This is a genomic window from Kitasatospora sp. Root107, assembly GCF_001424875.1.
Taxonomy (GTDB): Bacteria; Actinomycetota; Actinomycetes; order Streptomycetales; family Streptomycetaceae; genus Kitasatospora.
In genome coordinates, this window is record NZ_LMCT01000020.1 from 116,467 (window position 1) to 132,015 (window position 15,549).

General features: G+C 69.5%; 9 protein-coding genes and 1 pseudogene. 4 read left to right on the forward strand and 6 right to left on the reverse strand.

Going from position 1 to position 15,549, the window contains the following annotated elements; translation table 11 throughout:
* Nucleotides 1–5: 5 nt before the first annotated feature.
* Entirely contained in the window at nt 6–3,998 is a 3,993-nt protein-coding gene (locus ASC99_RS19410) for a DUF6531 domain-containing protein (RefSeq protein ID WP_057233726.1), read from the reverse strand.
* On the reverse strand, nt 3,995–4,570 hold the full coding sequence (locus ASC99_RS19415; protein WP_057233728.1) for a hypothetical protein: 576 nt from the start codon (nt 4,568–4,570) through the stop codon (nt 3,995–3,997). Before ASC99_RS19415 ends, ASC99_RS19410 begins: the two co-directional genes overlap by 4 nt.
* 167 nt (nt 4,571–4,737) lie before the next feature.
* Between ASC99_RS19415 and ASC99_RS19420 the strand changes: the two genes are divergently transcribed.
* Nucleotides 4,738–5,670 (forward strand): hypothetical protein, encoded by a 933-nt coding sequence (locus ASC99_RS19420; RefSeq protein ID WP_157531619.1) that lies wholly within the window; start codon nt 4,738–4,740, stop codon nt 5,668–5,670.
* Nucleotides 5,671–6,267: 597 nt separating this feature from the next.
* Here the strand turns inward: ASC99_RS19420 and ASC99_RS40735 are convergent.
* Nucleotides 6,268–6,351: pseudogene (locus tag ASC99_RS40735) on the reverse strand (DDE endonuclease); the annotation flags it as partial.
* A gap of 252 nt (nt 6,352–6,603) precedes the next feature.
* Here ASC99_RS40735 and ASC99_RS19425 point away from each other — a divergent pair.
* A complete protein-coding gene (locus ASC99_RS19425) occupies nt 6,604–7,245 on the forward strand; it encodes a hypothetical protein (protein ID WP_157531620.1) in 642 nt (213 codons plus the stop codon).
* Between the two features lie 205 nt (nt 7,246–7,450).
* Here the strand turns inward: ASC99_RS19425 and ASC99_RS19430 are convergent, their stop codons facing one another.
* Complete coding sequence (locus ASC99_RS19430) at nt 7,451–9,205, reverse strand: VCBS repeat-containing protein (protein WP_057233736.1); 1,755 nt, start codon at nt 9,203–9,205, stop codon at nt 7,451–7,453.
* A 749-nt stretch (nt 9,206–9,954) separates the two neighbouring features.
* On the opposite strand from ASC99_RS19430, the gene ASC99_RS19435 reads away from it, so the two are divergent.
* Both ASC99_RS19435 and ASC99_RS19440 read left to right on the forward strand, forming a co-directional pair.
* Complete coding sequence (locus ASC99_RS19435; protein WP_157531621.1) at nt 9,955–11,448, forward strand: condensation domain-containing protein; 1,494 nt, start codon at nt 9,955–9,957, stop codon at nt 11,446–11,448.
* A gap of 277 nt (nt 11,449–11,725) precedes the next feature.
* A complete protein-coding gene (locus tag ASC99_RS19440) occupies nt 11,726–12,730 on the forward strand; it encodes a hypothetical protein (protein WP_369825127.1) in 1,005 nt (334 codons plus the stop codon).
* Nucleotides 12,731–12,774: 44 nt separating this feature from the next.
* On the opposite strand, the gene ASC99_RS19445 is transcribed toward ASC99_RS19440, so the two are convergent.
* Both ASC99_RS19445 and ASC99_RS19450 read right to left on the reverse strand, forming a co-directional pair.
* Nucleotides 12,775–13,593: a tyrosine-type recombinase/integrase gene (locus tag ASC99_RS19445; RefSeq protein WP_057233738.1), complete on the reverse strand. Its 819-nt coding sequence runs from the start codon at nt 13,591–13,593 to the stop codon at nt 12,775–12,777.
* 129 nt (nt 13,594–13,722) lie between these two features.
* A complete protein-coding gene (locus ASC99_RS19450) occupies nt 13,723–14,961 on the reverse strand; it encodes a site-specific integrase (protein ID WP_057233740.1) in 1,239 nt (412 codons plus the stop codon).
* Nucleotides 14,962–15,549 lie beyond the last annotated feature (588 nt).

Here is a 15,549-nt window from a genome sequence, read left to right on the forward strand (position 1 = left end):
GACCGTCATTTTAGGAGGCACGTCCGCATCTTCCAGCCGTTGTCGGAGAGGTACTTCTGGAAGTTCTTGTTGTTGGGCAGGTGGTCGACCATCTCCTTGATGGCGGCGTCGTACTTGTTGCCATGGATCTTGCGGATCATGCCGATGTCCATCTTCATCGCGACGTCGAACTTGCCCTGGGCAATGAGGCTTCGCTGCTTGGCGCGCCAGGCGATGGACTCGGCGCCGGAGCCGGTGCTGATGAACGCGCGGTGGTCGTCGTAGTCCATCCGGATGGCCGGGCCGGCGCCGTATCCGAGCTGGGAGGTGCCGACACCGAGATAGGAGTCGCGGGCCGGCATGTGGTTGCGCTCGTAGGCGTTGGTGTCGCTGCCGTCGGTCCAGTTGCTGGGCCGCAGGCTGTAGTGGGAGCCTCCCCAGCCCACCGGTTGACGGCGGGCGGCCAGACCGAGCGGGTCACTCCAGAACAGGGGGTTGGGGACGTAGGAGTGGGGGTTGGGTCCGCCGTCGAGGCCGATGGGGTCGCTGTTGAGGTAGCGGCCGGTGGAAGGGTCGTAGTACCGGAAATAGTTGTACTCCAGGCCCGACTCGCTGTCGTAGTACTGGCCAGGCCGGCCGAGCGGGCATGAGGGGCGGCCGTCGGCACCGGCGTGGTTCCGGCGGCCCCACAGGTCACTGTCGCCCGTCCAGACGACCTGGCCGTCGGGGGTGACCAGTTCACTGGGGGTGTCGGCCAGGTCGGTGACGATGGCGTAGAAGCGCTCCTCCAGGGCCTGCCCCTGGAGGTCCCAGTGACGCTCCGTCTGGGACAGCGGCGCCCACGCCCCGGGAGCCCAGTCCCAGGTGACGTTTCGTCGGCTCCCGTCCGGCAGGGTCTGGTACTGCTCGATGAGCTGGACGCCGTCCCACACGAAGTGGACCGTCTCGGCGGCCTGCCCGTCATCGGTCACGCGCCACTTCGCCGCGCGCCGGCCGACCGGGTCGTAGGCGTAGGCCCAGCTTCCGCGCTCCGGGGTGTCGACCTTGACCAGCTGGTCCTCGGCGTTCCAGGAGTAGCGCCACTCACGTCGCTGGCCGGACAGGGTACGGACGATCCGGCGGGTCAGGCGGCCCTGCTCGTCGTACTGGTAGGCGGTGCGGCCGGCGGACCGCAGCAGCGATCCGTTGTAGGTGCGCTCCCCCGCTGCCGCGCTGTCGGGACGGCGGCTGTCCTGGGCGTGGGTGATGTTGCCCAGGACGTCGTAGGCGTAGCTCTCGCTCCAGGTCTCGGCGCGCACCCGGGTGACACGTCCCGCCGGTGTGAGGTCGAAGTCCCGGCGGCCGCGCAGCCGGTCGGTGACGGCGGCGGGCATGCCGTCGGCGCGGTAACTGTAGGTGCGTTCCTGCAGGTTGGTGTAGGCCGTGGTGCTGTCCGGTGTGGGGTCGGTGGCCCAGATGGACTGGGCGCTGAGCCGGTCGCTGGTGTCCCAGGTCTGGGTCAGGGCCGCTCGGGTGCCGAGGTAGCGGGTGGTTTCGCGGCCGGCGGCATCGTAGGCGAAGGTGAGGGCGGCCAGGGGGTTGCTGAGCTTGGCGGGCTGACTGTTGGCGTCGTAGGTCCAGGTGGAGACGATGCCGCTGGGCGTGGTGCGGCTGGTGCGCCGGCCGAGCGGGTCGTAGGTGAACGCGGTGGTGTGGCCGTCGACGCTTTCGCTGAGGACGCGGCCGGCTGCATCGTGGGTGTACTCGATGGCGCCCCTGGCGTCCTGAACCCTCGTCAGCAGGCCGCGCTCGTCATAGGAGAGGGTGGTTGCGGTGCCGTCGTGGTGCCGGCGCTGCGTGATCCGGCCCTGCGGGTCGTAGGAGAACGTGGTGCTCTGCCCGGCGGAGTCGGTGATCTCCAGCAGCTGGTCGGCGCCGTCGAGCCGGTACTGAAGGACCCGCCCGTTGAAGTCGCTCTCCCCCGTGAGGTGCCCGGCCCGGTCGTAGCTGTAACGCCAGGCGGCGCCGTTCATCGAGACGGCCAGGAGCTGCAGTTCGGTGTCGTACTCGAAGCGGTGCACTTCCCCGTCGGGCAGCGTACGGGCGGCGAGCCGGCCGAACGGGCCGGTCTCGAAGCGGGTGACCGCGCCGTCGAGTTCGTGCTGGACGAGGTTGCCCTCCGGGTCGTAGCCCCAGCTCTCGCGGGTTCCGTCGGGGTGCACCCGCTCGGTGACCTGACCCTCCGTACTGAGGGTGAGGGCAGTGACGGCACCGAGGGTGTCCGTGAACGTCACCGCCCGGCCGAACGCGTCATAGGTGGCCCGAGTGGTGTTGCCCAGCGGGTCGGTGATCGCGGTGACCAGCCCGGCCGCGTTGTTCTCCATCCGCCGGACCTGGCCGAGCGGATCCGTGACCTGGACCAGGCGGCCCTGACCGTCGTACTGACGGCTGGTCAGGGCACCTGCCGCGTCCGTGCTCGCCAGCAGGTTGCCCTGCGGATCGTAGGAGAACGTCGCCACCGTCGCGCCGCCCTGGGATACGGATGCCAGCTGCCGCAGCCCGGTGTACGCGAGCTCGATGACCGCACCCCCGGGCTCGGTGATCCGCACCGGATCCCCCTGCCCGTCCAGCTCCAGGCGCGTCACCCTGCCGATCTCATCGATGCGGGCGGTCACCCGGCCGGCCTCGTCGTACTCCGTCACCGCCGCGTTCCCCAGCGGATCCACCACCCGCACCACACGCAACTGATCGTCGTAGTGGTACTCCGTGGCCTGACCCAGACTGTCCGTGCTGACGGTCACCCGCTGCGCGACGTCGTAGTGGAAGGCCGCGGACAGGAATCCGTTCTGCCCGACGCCACGGACGACCCGGCCGGTGTTGTCGTACTCGTACTCGTAGGCCTGCCCGTTGCGATCGATCCAGGCGGTCATGCGGCCGTCGTCGTCGTACTCGTAGATGTACGGCAGTCCGGTGGAGTTGACGATGCCCGCGAGCTGACCGTCCGGGTAGTACTGGTACTCAGCGACCTGGGTGTCCTGCCCGGCGGGGCCGAGCACCCACGTGGTGTCCACAGCGACCCGGTACCCGCCGCTGTGCCCGACCTCGGTGAGCGTGCCGGTTTCGTCGCGCAGGAAGGTCACCTGGTGGCCGTTGCGGTCGGTGTGGGAGCTGATCGGCCGGACCTCACCGACGCGGTAACCGCCGCCGCCGCCGGAGCCGACGAAGTGGCGGGTCCAGCCCCGGTCCGGGTCCTCGATCCGCACCGTGTCCGTCGCCTGATCCCATGTCAGGGGCCACTGCGCACCAGTGGTGGGGACGACGGGTACGCCCGGCTGGGAGGGCAGGGGGTAGTGGAGGATCTGGGCGTCGTCACCGGCGAAGTGGATGCCGTCGGCGTCGATCTCGATGCGCTGGTCGAGGGTGGAGGACCAGCCCTGGCCGAACAGGCGGCCGCCGAGGTAGTTCGACGCGTACGCGCGCCGCAGCACCATCGGCAGCAGCCCCGGCAGCGCCAGGTCCGTTTCGGAGGTGATCATCTGCCCCGAGACCACATCGACCGGGTCACCAGCCGTGCGGCACCCGTTGTTGCCGTCGACGGCCTGCCCGTTGCGGTCACCCCGGCCAAGAGGCCGCTCGCCCTTGCCGCGCGGCCCGTTGCCGCCACCGCCCCGCGGCCGGCCACCGGGCCCGCTCCCGCCCGGGGACTTCGGACCGTCGCCCTTGCCCGGTCCCTTCTTCAACGCGTCGGCAATCCGCTGCTCGGTGGCCTTGTGGTTGCGGCTGCTCATCTCCAGGCCGCGGCCGACGTCCTTGAGGTGCTTCTGCAGGGCCTTCTGGCCCTGCTCCATCGCTCCGAGCAGTTGGCTGATGCCCTGCTCGGCCGCGGCTGCGAGGCCGCCCTTGCCGCGGGTGCGGCCGAACGCGGACTTCGCCCGTCCGTGGTGGCGGCTGCTGGAGTTGCCCAGGTCGTCGGAGAAGCGGTCGAACCGCTTGCCGAGATTGTCCATCGAGTCCGGGTCGAACTTGAATCCGTCGCTCATGCCGCACTCCCCCGTGCGCCGGTGCCGGACTCGGCAGCGTCTTCCAGCAGATTGATGACCAGACTGCCGGCCATGTTCCCCACCGCTTCGATCACCGGCCCCGTGGCCATGGACACGAGCTCGGAAATGATCTGCTGCTCGGCTTCCTTGAGCAGCCGTTTGATGATGAGCCTGGTCGCCTGCGTCGCGCCGAGCGCACCGAGTTCGGACAGGCCGAAGGTGAACGGGGCCGCGGCCTGGGCGGCGATCACCTCGGCCGCCATGATGCCCAGCTGGATGATCGCGGCGATCTTCGCGCCTTCGATGACCAGCGCCGTGCCGTCCAGGACCACGGCGACGATGCGGCCGCCTTCGGCGAGTTGGTTGAGGTGAGTGCCCGACAGCGTGCCCCAGTGCGCCTCGAACGCCTGGACCGCCAGTCCGGCGTTGGCGCCCATCATGTCCTGCACCGCCGAGTGCGCGTCCGCGACACCGCTCTCCAGCTCGTCAGCGAACGACCGCATGGCGTCCGCCATCTCGCGGTAGTCGTCCTCATCCACGTTCGGCCAATTCACGCCGATCAGATCCAGCACCCACGCCAGCTCATCTGGCAGTACGACACCCATGCCCACCCCCCGGACGGCACCAACAGACCTGCGAAGCACCCTACGCGATAGCTCGTACACCGTCAGGAGGGTCCCCCGGCCAAGAGGCCGCTCGCCCTTGCCGCCCTGTGCCTCGCTGAGCGAGGCTCTCCGAGATGGCGGTCTGGGGTGGGCAGTTCGGTTGCTCGGTCACTGGTCACCGTCGGCGGCGCCAAGTCGCCGATCGTCGAGGGTGGCCTGCAGGCTGGCTCGAAGCCGGCGCGGTCGCTGGACAGTCCGCGCAGGCCGGCCCGCCGGAGTGCGGCCGGATTCCGGTGGTTGAAGGCACCAGCCTGTCGGCCCGGTGTGCCAGGCTTACCGCCATGAGTGACAGTGGGCGCAGCCAGAGTGCGTATTCCGTTCCGGCTGGTCGGCCGTTTCACCTGGCCGAGTTGCGCGCGAAGCTCGCCGCCACCGACGACGTGGTGCGCAATCTCTGGAACGGGGCGCACCCCACGGAGTTCGAACTCGTCGCGGACGGGCTGTGGGTCGCGTTCACCGCTGCCCGCAGCCTCGCCCCGGCCAAGACCTACACCGGCTGCGACCGGCACCCCAACGGGGCGATCGACCCGGAGCCCCCGCGCGGCTGGACCCGGTGCCTGATCTGCAACGAAGCCCGGCGCTTGAGCACCACCGGCTCCCTCGTGCCGCCCGTAGCCAAGACGAACCCCCTCGGCTACCTGGTCCCTGACGGCCCGTTCACTCTCGAGCTGCTCCAGGACTTCCTGCGCCGGACCAGCGAACTCGGCTACGGCATGTCGCTGCGCTCCACCGACGCCGAGTTCATGGAGATGGCCGACACCGTCCACCAAGCTTTCTGCGTCGCGCGTGAGCTCGCCCGGCCCCGCAACACGTCCGGGTGCGAACGCCACCCCGGCGCGCCGACCGATCCGGCGGCCGGCAATGCCTGCCTGTTCTGTGTCGCGGATGAGCGTCGCCGTCGTGATGAGAAGGACGGTGTCCCCGTGATGATCCCGCGAGCGAGCCGAGGGCCGGTGTCTCGCCGGCCGCTGCGGCCCGCCGGCCCTGGACAGGAGCATCGGGCCTGAGCTGCCGGCAGTCCCCATTTGGTGGCTGTTCGTCAGGCCGCCCCGGTCAGTGCGTGGCGCCGGTCAGGGGTGCGAGGGTCGCACGCGGGGGGGGTGTCCCGCGGGCACCGGCCGCCTGACCCCTGCTGGGAGGGTCGGCGGCTGAGCAGTAGCTGCGGGCTCTCCGCATGTCCCCCGCACTCCGACCTCGGGCACCCCAACCACGCACTCCTCAACGACGGGCACCGGCACATGGCCCGGCAGTGGCTGGACGCCATCACCCCCTGGCTTCCCAGCAACTGACCAACGATCACGGTCTCCACCGCCGTTGCCCCCTCGCCCCCGGCCACAGTGCGGCAGGATGGCGCCGCTACACCACCGTCCGAGGAGGCCACCGTGGAACCCTGGCACTACGTCGTCATCGCCCTCGCACTGCTCGCCCCCGCCGCCGTCTGCATCGTCAAGAGAATTCGCCGCAGGTAGCTGTCCCACCCAGCCGCCGGCGGTCGGCTGCGGATCTGACCGACCGCTCGACCTGCCCGCCCGTGTCCAAGGACCTTGGAGACCCCGCCACCGGAACGGACACCTGGCACCTACTGAGGTTTTCGGGGTGGGGTCGGTGAGCCAGTCGTGCTCGGCCGCGTACCGCTTCATGCCGACGGCCAGGTGCGTGTTCAGATTGTCCCAGACCAGGACGATCGGACAGGCCCGTTCGCCGCAGAATCGACCACGTTCTGCACTGGTCCCACTGGCGCCGTCGACGTCAACAACAGGCCCGGACCAGCCACTACAAGAGACGAGGCCACAGCCCAAGGACTGAAGCCTCGTCACCATAAGCACCGTTGCAGTACTAGTGACGTGCGGCTGCCGACCACGCAGACAGGCGCGCGCCGGCCTGGCCGCTTGGCCGAGCGCGCTCTTCCACAACTGGCGGCACGATCCTAACGTTGGGTCATGAGCAGGGTGCGGGTGGACCGTTCGAGTCCCGACGTGGTCGACGTGGTGCTTCGCGAGGGAGTCGGGCCGCTCGTGTTCGCTGCCAAGCGCTGGCCCGGGGAGGTGCTCGGGTCGCTCGCGGCCGGCGCCGTCTGCGGTATCCCGGTCTATGTGGTCATGGCGCTGATCTTCAGTCTCGAACCCGGCCGGATCTGGGCTCTGGTCGGGATCGCCGCCGTGCTGGGACTCGTCGTCAACACGTTCGTGATCCTGTACGGGGCCTTCCGAGACGTGAACCGCTTGCGGTTCTCCCCCGCCGCCTCCCCCGACACCATGACCGTCGTCCGGGGCTCCCGCACGGACCGGCCGAGGCCGCTCACCGACGTCCGGCAGATCTGGATCGACCACGCCATCACGGAGTCGCACCAGGAGGATCGGAAGCCCGTCAACGCCAAGATCACCCTGTACGTGCTGCTGAAGAACGGCCACCTGATCCGGCCCACGTCACTGCCCCGGTGGACGACCGATACCACGGCCCTGTGCCAGGAGCTGCAACAGATACTCGCCCCCTCCGCCGTCCAGGTGGACCTGGTCGTCCGACGCCGGGTGCAGTACCCGTCGATGGGCGGCCATGGCGGCTCCACCGGCGGAGGCTCCTGAGATCCGTCTGCTCGGCTCCCTCCGTTACCTCATGGGGACCGAAGCCGGTGTATACCCGTTGCCGACGCGGCCCTCGAGATCGTCCGATGCGCTCTCCGGTCGGAGCAGCGGATCGGGCCGAGGGCCACGTCGGTGTCCGGCGGACGCCCCGGTGGGTGACCGCGTACGGGGCTCCTTGGTCACCGCCGGGGTCCGATGGACAGGATCAGAGCATGTTCGTGTAGATGTTCCAGCCCCTGCCGAACATCACCCGGGCGGCGAAGGTCGCAGTGCCGGCGTTGCCCGTCGAGGTGTACAGGTACATGTCGCCGTTCTTGGCGCGGACGAGCACATCGCCCTTGCTGTCCCCGTCGATGTCACCCGGCACGACGAGCATGTCGTAGACGTCCCAACCGGTGGCGATCTGTTCCCGGGCGGCGAACGGCGCGGTGGACGTCCCCGTGCCCTTGAAGAGGAACAGCCGGCCGGAGGTGTCCCGGGCGAGCAGGTCGGGCCGTCCGTCGCCGGAGTAGTCGCCCGCGCCGACCAGCGCGTTGTAGGCGTTCCAGCCGCTGCTGACCTTGATGGGTGTGCCGAGCTTGGTGTCCACCGCCCCGTCGCCGGGGTGCAGCCACAGAACTCCCGCTGAGTCGCGGCTGAGCAGGTCGCCCTTGCCGTCGCCGGTGAGGTCGCCGGGGCCGACCATCGCGTTGTAGTTCCACGTCGAGCTGACCTTCTTGCTGCGGATGTACAGGTCGCTGCCGGTGTTCTCCACATAGCTGGCGTGGTTGTGGCTGTTGAGTGCGGTGGCGTACGTGTTGCGGGACCCCGGCTTCTCCTTGCCGACTCCGGTCGGCGGCGTCAGGTAGGCGCCGTTGGCCAGGGCGTAGTACTTGGCCAGGGTGCCGTCGGTCTGGGTCATGAGATTCTGGGCCTTGCCGTAGAGCTGCGTGGTGCCCGCACCGACGATGAACTTGTTGCGTTCGTAGCCGCTGCCGAAGTACGCCGGTGCGGCGAAGCGCCCGCCGCCGATCGACTTGAACCAGTACTCCACGCCGTCGCGGTCGCGGGCGAGCAGGTCGCTCAGGCCGTCGCCGTCGCCGTCGTCCGAGCCACTGATCACGTTGTACGCGTTCCAGCCGGTGCCGACCTTGACGCGGGCCTTGAGCGGGGCGGTGGCGCTGCCGGCCCCCTTGTGGAACCACAGCTCGCCGGTCAGGGTGCGGGTGAGAACATCGCCGAGGCCGTCGCCGTCGACGTCACTGGCACCGACGATCTGGTCGTAGATCCCCCAGCCGGTGCCGACCTTGACCCGCGCGTTGAAGGGCTTGGTGACAGTGCCCGTCCCCGTGTAGAGCCACAGGTCACCGGCGAAGTCGCGGGCCAGCAGGTCGGGGTGGCGGTCTCCGGTGACGTCCCCGACGGCGATGAGGCGGTTGTACTTCTGCCAGCCGCCGCCCGACCACAGGGGCGCCGACGTGGCGTTCAAGCCGGCCTCGTAGAGCGTCAGGACGCCGTCGAAGGAGAGGGAGAGCAGTTCCGGCTTGGTCGTGCCGCCGACATCGCCCACCGGCAGCAGGTCCTTGAACGAGGCGTCGGGGTCGGTCTTGGCGATCGTGTAGTCGCTCCAGGCCTGGATCGACGACAGGTAGACGGCCGTGGCCTGGTCGTACTGCATGACGATCATGTCACTGCGGCCGTCGCCGTCGACGTCGTGCCGCGGCTTGGCGGCGGCAGTCACCTGCTCGGACGGTCCGGACAGAGCGGGCATGACGACGGTCGGGTACTCGCCGACGCCGCGCGGCGCGGCGTCGGGGTCCGACACCGGTGCGGAGTCGGTCACGGACTGCGCGACGACCGAGTCGGGCGCGCGGTGCTGCGGGGCGGCCGTGCTCGGGTTGGTGGTGAGAGCGCCGACAGCCAGGGCAAGGACGCCCCCGACGGCCAGGGCCCTCAGGCGTCCGCGGTACGTTGCGGTCAAGATCCCCCCTCGGGATCGAACGTGTGGACCCACCCGGGCGCCTCGTGCCCCACGACCGGGTCACGCGTCGGCGCGTGAACGGTCCCCACTTCCTGCCCGCAGCGTACGGATCGATCCTGTGGATTCCTTGTGAAGCTGCTCCCCCTCCGCCTCTCCGACGATGCGCCGTGATCGCCGCCACCCGTGCCGGCGGCGCGGCGCGGTCGCACAGGTGGGCCTCGGCAACGTGTCAGCCGCTTCTCATGGTTCGAACCTCCGTGGGCGACTGTGCGCCTACGCTGTGGGAACGCCGTACGAGCTCAACGCCATCACTAGGCGGAGGCTGCCGGTGGCTGGCTCCCGCTGGTGCTCCCGGGCGTGCGCCCACGTGAGCACCAGGGGCGTGAGATGCGGGCAGCGCTCCGCGCCGGACAGTCGGCCACGGCCAGCTGACGACCCGACAGGCTGAGCCCGGTCTGTGTCACGCCTGTCCCGCCTCCCCCGGCAGGAAGGCGGGCATGACGAATTTTCACATACCCGGCGACGACTGCCTGAACCTTACGGTCGGAGCGGCCGGCAGGTTCTCGATCGAGCTGACCGGAGCGTGTCCTTGAAATCATCTGATCGTTGATCCGGCTACCACTGGCCGATGCCCGCGGGCACAAGTCGGCGGCACCTGGCGGAGCAGCCGATGGCGGGGCCGCTCCGTACTCGGCAGGCCGCCTTGTTCCGCCCCGCCGGTGCCGCCGGGGCATGCGAACGGAGATTTCATGCGAGTGACCGACATCCAGCGGTGCGAGGTCCGGCCCGGCCATCTCGTGGAGTGGACGCTGCGCCAGGAGGCCGTGGAGGCAGCCACCGCCCTGCCGGACGACTGCCGCCCGCCCGCCTACATTCAGGAAGCCCACGTCCGCACCGCCAAGGCGGTGCGCCAAGGCGGCCTGTTCGTACCCACCTGGCTCGGCACCGCCTTCGACATCCCCGGAAGGGTCGACCTCGATGTTCTCCACGAGGCGCTGCGAGCGTGGACTCTGAGGCACGAGACGCTACGCAGCGGGCTGCGCTGGGTGGGTGAGGAGATGCGGCGCTTCACGCTGGACGCCGACGCGGTCGTACTGCACCGCGAGGAGGTCGGCGATTTCGCGGACGCAGAGGTGCTGGCACGGTACCTGCAGAATCGTTTCGATCGGGCGGCGGACGCACTCGCGTGGCCAAACTTCATCTTCGCCACCGCCGTCCGCGAGGGAGGCGCGAGTGTCTACATGGCGTTCGACCACACCAACGTCGACGCGTACTCGCTTCAGCGGATCGCTGCAGAGATCCATGAGCTCTACGCGGCCGGGCTCGAGGGCCGTGTCGTGGAGAGTACGCCGGTAGCAAGTTATGTCGACTTCTGTGCAGCGGAGCGCGCGAGCGCCGACCGGATCGATGACACGGATGCCATCGTCGCCCGCTGGCGAGAGTTCATCAACCGCTGTGACGGGAAGCTGCCGAACTTCCCCCTCGACCTCGGCCTCGACGATGCCGGCCGGCTGCCAGAGCAGAAGTTCATGCAGGAGATGCTGGTGGACGCCTCGGTGGCGGCGGACTTCGAGGCGTACTGCCGCCCTTGGGGCGGGAGTTTGGCCGGCATCCTCGCGGCCACTGCCCTCATCGTGCACCAGTACGGCGGGCAGCAGGTGTACCGGACGGTCGTCCCGTTTCACACCCGCGCGCACTCCCAATGGGCGGACTCGGTGGGCTGGTACGTGGGCGGTGCGCCGATCGAGATCCCTGTCGCGCAAGCGCCCGACTTCGACAGCGTGCTGGCGACGGTCCGCGCCGCCCTGCGGGAGAGCAGGCCGCTGTCGAGGATGCCGATCGCCCGTGTCCTCCAGCTGGTGGGATCCGCTTTCCGTCCGACGTCCCCGGACCTGTACTCGATCGTCTCGTTTGTCGATGCTCGCAGCATCCCCGGCGCGGAACGCTGGCAGGAGCTGAAGGCGTACGCGCTGCTGCGGGTCTCCTACGGTGACCAGGTATGCGCCTGGACCACCAGGCTCCACGAGGGCCTGCAGTTCGCGAGCCGCTACCCCGACAACGCCGTTGCTCACAAGAGCATGGAGGCGTATGTCGAGCGACTGCGGGAACTGATCGTCTCGGTGGCGCGGGAAGGTACGGTCGCCCGGCCGGCTGCCGTGCGTATTCCAGCGCCCAGTACACCGCTGGCCACACCACCGAGGCCGTCGACATCCCCGGCAGCATCCACAACCGCACGCCCGTGACCCTGCCCCCGGACGGTTTGCCGCAGCACCGATGGCACGCTGTGGCCGCTCGGTGCACGCGTCTGCGCGCACGTGCTCTGGCACCCCGGGCCGGGCCATGAGCACACCCTCGACGGGCCATTGTCAGCCGCTGCCGAGACGCACTGGCAGGACGGCGTCGCCCAAGTGCAGGCCGATGTCGCGGCGGTCGGCTTCCAGAGCTGGGCGAGACCGGCGGCAGCTGAGCCGTGAGCAGGCCCAGGAGCAGTCGGCCTCCGGCAAGGTCTACGGGGCGCTGGTGATCCCCGCCGACTTCACCTCCACGGTGGCCCAGCTGACCACCAGTCAGGCGACCACCCGGCTCCTGCTGACCGACCCGCTCGCCGTGCAGACCCAGGTGGGGCTCCCGATCAGGGAGCACAGCAGGCGGCGCCCCGGCTTTCCGGCGGGGCGCCCGGAAGCCGGCGTGCCTGAAAGCGGCCCGAGCGGAGGCCACGCGAAGTCGCATGACAGCTGCGGCCGGCTCCGCGATCCTTGGCCAGTGACCATGGGACCAGACCTTCTCAGTCTGAACATCATCTGCCCACCGCCGGAAGAGGGCGGCGTGGAGGTCCGCCCGGTCGTCAATGGCCGAGATCTTCTGGCCGACGTGTTCCCCGGTGGTGTGGGAGGCTCCCGGTACCTGGGAGTAGGCCCCCGGTATCTGTTGGACCGGGACGGGCCGTTGCATGCCACCGCGGTGCCCCACGCGGTTCGTCTCGCTTGGTCCGGGTGTGGCGTGGAGGAGTGCTGTGGCGCCCTGTACATGACGGTCAGGCGTGACGGGGAGCATGTCGTCTGGGCGGGCTGGCGCGACCTGGCCAATCAGGACTTCGACCTGCCGGAGTTCCGGTTCACCGCCAGTCAGTACGAGGCCGAGGTCCTGCGAGCCGAAGAGGACCGCAGTTGGGAGTGGCCGGCAGGAGCAGTTGCGCGGCTGCTCGAGGCGGGGCTGAGAGGACGCGAGGACTGGCTCGTCAGGTGGGAGTGCGAGTTGGAAGCCATCTGGGCCTCCCGCAAGCAACCCGATCGAATCCACGTCCTCCTGAGGTATCCCCCCGACCGGGCCGATACAGATCTGCCCTGGATCCAGTTCGGAATGACCCTACCGATCTCCGTGGACGAACCGTCGGACCAGGCCGAGCATCTCGAAGCGCGGCTGACCGCAGGCGATCCCCGTGCCACCGCCGAGGTCTGGGGAGGTTCGCATGATGCCGAACTACTGGGCTATCCATGGCCGCCGGTCGACCCGCTGTTCACGTGAACGGCAGGGCGAGGCGGGGCCAGCCTTTCTCCAGCAGCTGGGGGTCAAGGGGTCGCAGGTTCAAATCCTGTCGCCCGACTGTGAAGTCGGTTGTGAGAGGCGGTACTTGGGAAACCAGGTGCCGGCTCTTTCTGTTGCTGCGTCAGCCTGGTGGTCGCATGGTGGTCACCGGGCCACATCGGCCATGGCGTTGATTCTTCTGTTCCGGGGCGCTGGTATGCGGGCAGTTGCCGGTGCGGGCGTGGGTGTTGGCGCCAGGGGCGCTGGGCGTGGCAGACGGGTCGGCCGAGGATGGCGCGGTCGGCGTTGTCGAGGGTCCAGGCTACGGCGTCGACGGCGGCTCGGGCGGCGAGGCGGGTGAGGTCGGCGTCGATGTTGGCGCTGGTCGACAGGGTTCGGTGGCGCAGGGTCTTGGAGATGACGGGCAGGGGGACGCTTGCGGCCAGGGCGAAGCTGGCGGTGAGGTGGCGCAGGTCGTGGAGGGCGATGCGGGGGACGCCGGCTCTGTCGCAGAGCAGGTGGAAGTGGTCGAGGACGTTCTTGGGGTGGAGGGGGCGGCCGTGGCGGTGGAAGACGTAGCCGCCGTTGTCGGTGATGTTGCCGAAGGCTTTGGTGCCGGCGCGGTCGTCGAGGGCTGAGGCGACGCGGTCGGAGAGGGCGACCCACGTTCTGCTGTGCTTGGTTTTCGGTGCGGTCAGCAGGAGTTGGTTGTTGTCGATGGCGGAGAGGATGGCGCGGACGAAGAAGACGCGGTCCTGCACGCCCAAGAGCACGACAGGCTGGCCCGGGCCCGGCTGTTCAGCGTCGATGACGAGATGACCGCCGCCGCGGTCCGCCGCGCTCTGCGAGGCCGACGCGACCACCTCTCACAGAGCCGGGCCCCGGCCCGACGCGGCGTCCTCCCCGCTTGAGCGGGGGTCAGCCGCTCACCACTGACGGCCGGTCCGTCATTGGCCGCCCAACTCCCCATCGCCATCTGAGTGCCACCGGGGTCAGGCGGCCAATCGGGTCACCGTGGCCCCGTCCACCGCCGCGTTTTCACAGTCGGCGTCGGCTTTGTCGAGGGCGTCGGCGAGGGCGAGGACGGCTTGGTCGGCGGACTGCTTGAAGAGGTGTCCGTAGAGGTTGATGGTGGTGGCGAGGGTGGCGTGGCGCAGGGTCTTGGAGACGATGGCGAGCGGCACGTCCATGGCGATCATGATGCTGGCGGCGGTGTGACGCAGGGCGTGAAGGCCAATGCGGGGCAGGTCGATCTCGGTGGTGCGCTTGCGGAGTTGGTCGAGGACCCACTGCGGCCGAAGGGGTGTGCCGTCGGTGTGGGAGAAGACGAGTCCTTCGAGGCGGCCCTCCGGGTGGGCGGCCATCTGGATGCCGGCTTGGTGGTGGAGGGCTGCCATGACGCCGGGCGAGAGGCTGACCCAGGCCCGACTGGCCGGCGTCTTGGGCTCGCCGAGGGTCAGGCCGCTGTTGTTGACCGCGGCCAGGGTGTAGCGGACGAACAGGGCACGGTCCATGAGGTGGACGTCTTCCCAGTGCAGGCCCAAGACTTCGCCGCGGCGCATGCCGGTGCCGAGCATGACCTCGAACAGGTCAGTCAGCTGGTCCGCGTAGTGGTCGGCGTTGTGCCGCAGGAACGCCGACGCCTGCTCCGGGGTCCAGCACACGCGCTCCTCCGCGCGGGGCCTGGGCGGTACGGAGTGCTTGGCCGGGTTGTAGCGCAGCCGCCAGGAGCGCACCGCGGCGTTCAGCGCGTTGCGCAGGGTCGAGACGGCCCGGTAGACGGTCACGCGCCCTCGGCCGGCTGCGAGTTGGGCGGTGATCCAGTCGTCGATGTGCCTGGGGCGAAGGTCCGGGAGCCGCCGGTGGCCGAAGGCGGGGATGAGGTCGCGCTCCACGCAGGCCTGGTAGCCGGCGTAAGTGTTCGGGGCGAGGTTCGGCTCCCTGATGGTGAGCCACTCGCGCAGGAAGGCGGCCACGGTGGTGCGGCGGTCCTCGTAGACACCACGCAGCTCACCGTCCAACACCCGGGCCATCTCGCGGGCCGCGGCGGCATGGCTGGCGAAGCCACCCCGACGGCGGGTACGGCGCCGGCCGTCCTCAGGCGCCAGGTCGACGGCGTAGGTCCACATCCCGTGCCCCGCGTCCTCCAACAGCCGCACGCACCACGCACCGAGCTGCTTCCCGTGCGCGCCCTTGCAGCCGCACCGCCGGTAGACCCTGCCCCGCTTCATACCCTGCCCCATGACGTCCCTTTCTCCGCGCTGGTGATTGCGGGTCCAAGATTCGCCCGCCGGCTGGGTGCGGCGGCAGAGCGTGCGGGGCGGTGCGCGAGGCACACCGGGGCTGATCAGCGATGACACGCTCAGAACGACACGCCGCCTGGATGATCACCGTGCGCGACCGATGGGTAGTCGGCTCCTGATCTGCGGTCCTGACGGCCCTGGTGCCGTAGTCCTTCGGGTCGCCTTCTGGGACCACGAACACCGGAGGTCATCAGTCAGCGTATGAGTTCAAAGCGCAGCGAGAATCCAGCCCTGCCCGTACTTGACGATGCATTTCGGCTCGCGTCGGTCAAGGATGCCGAAGAGTCCACCCGTGACTTGGTCGCGCGGTTGGCCACCACCGAGCTGCGCCGCGTTTCCCACCCGGGCCGGGTCACCTAGGAGCCCACCGATCAGGCCGAGCCYGTACCGGTCCCGCCGACTGTGGTCGACGGTGACGGGGACCTGTGGCTGCGGGACCGGGGCACTGGCACCTGGACCATGCCCGAGTTCAACCCGGAGGANGTACCGGTCCCGCCGACTGTGGTCGACGGTGAC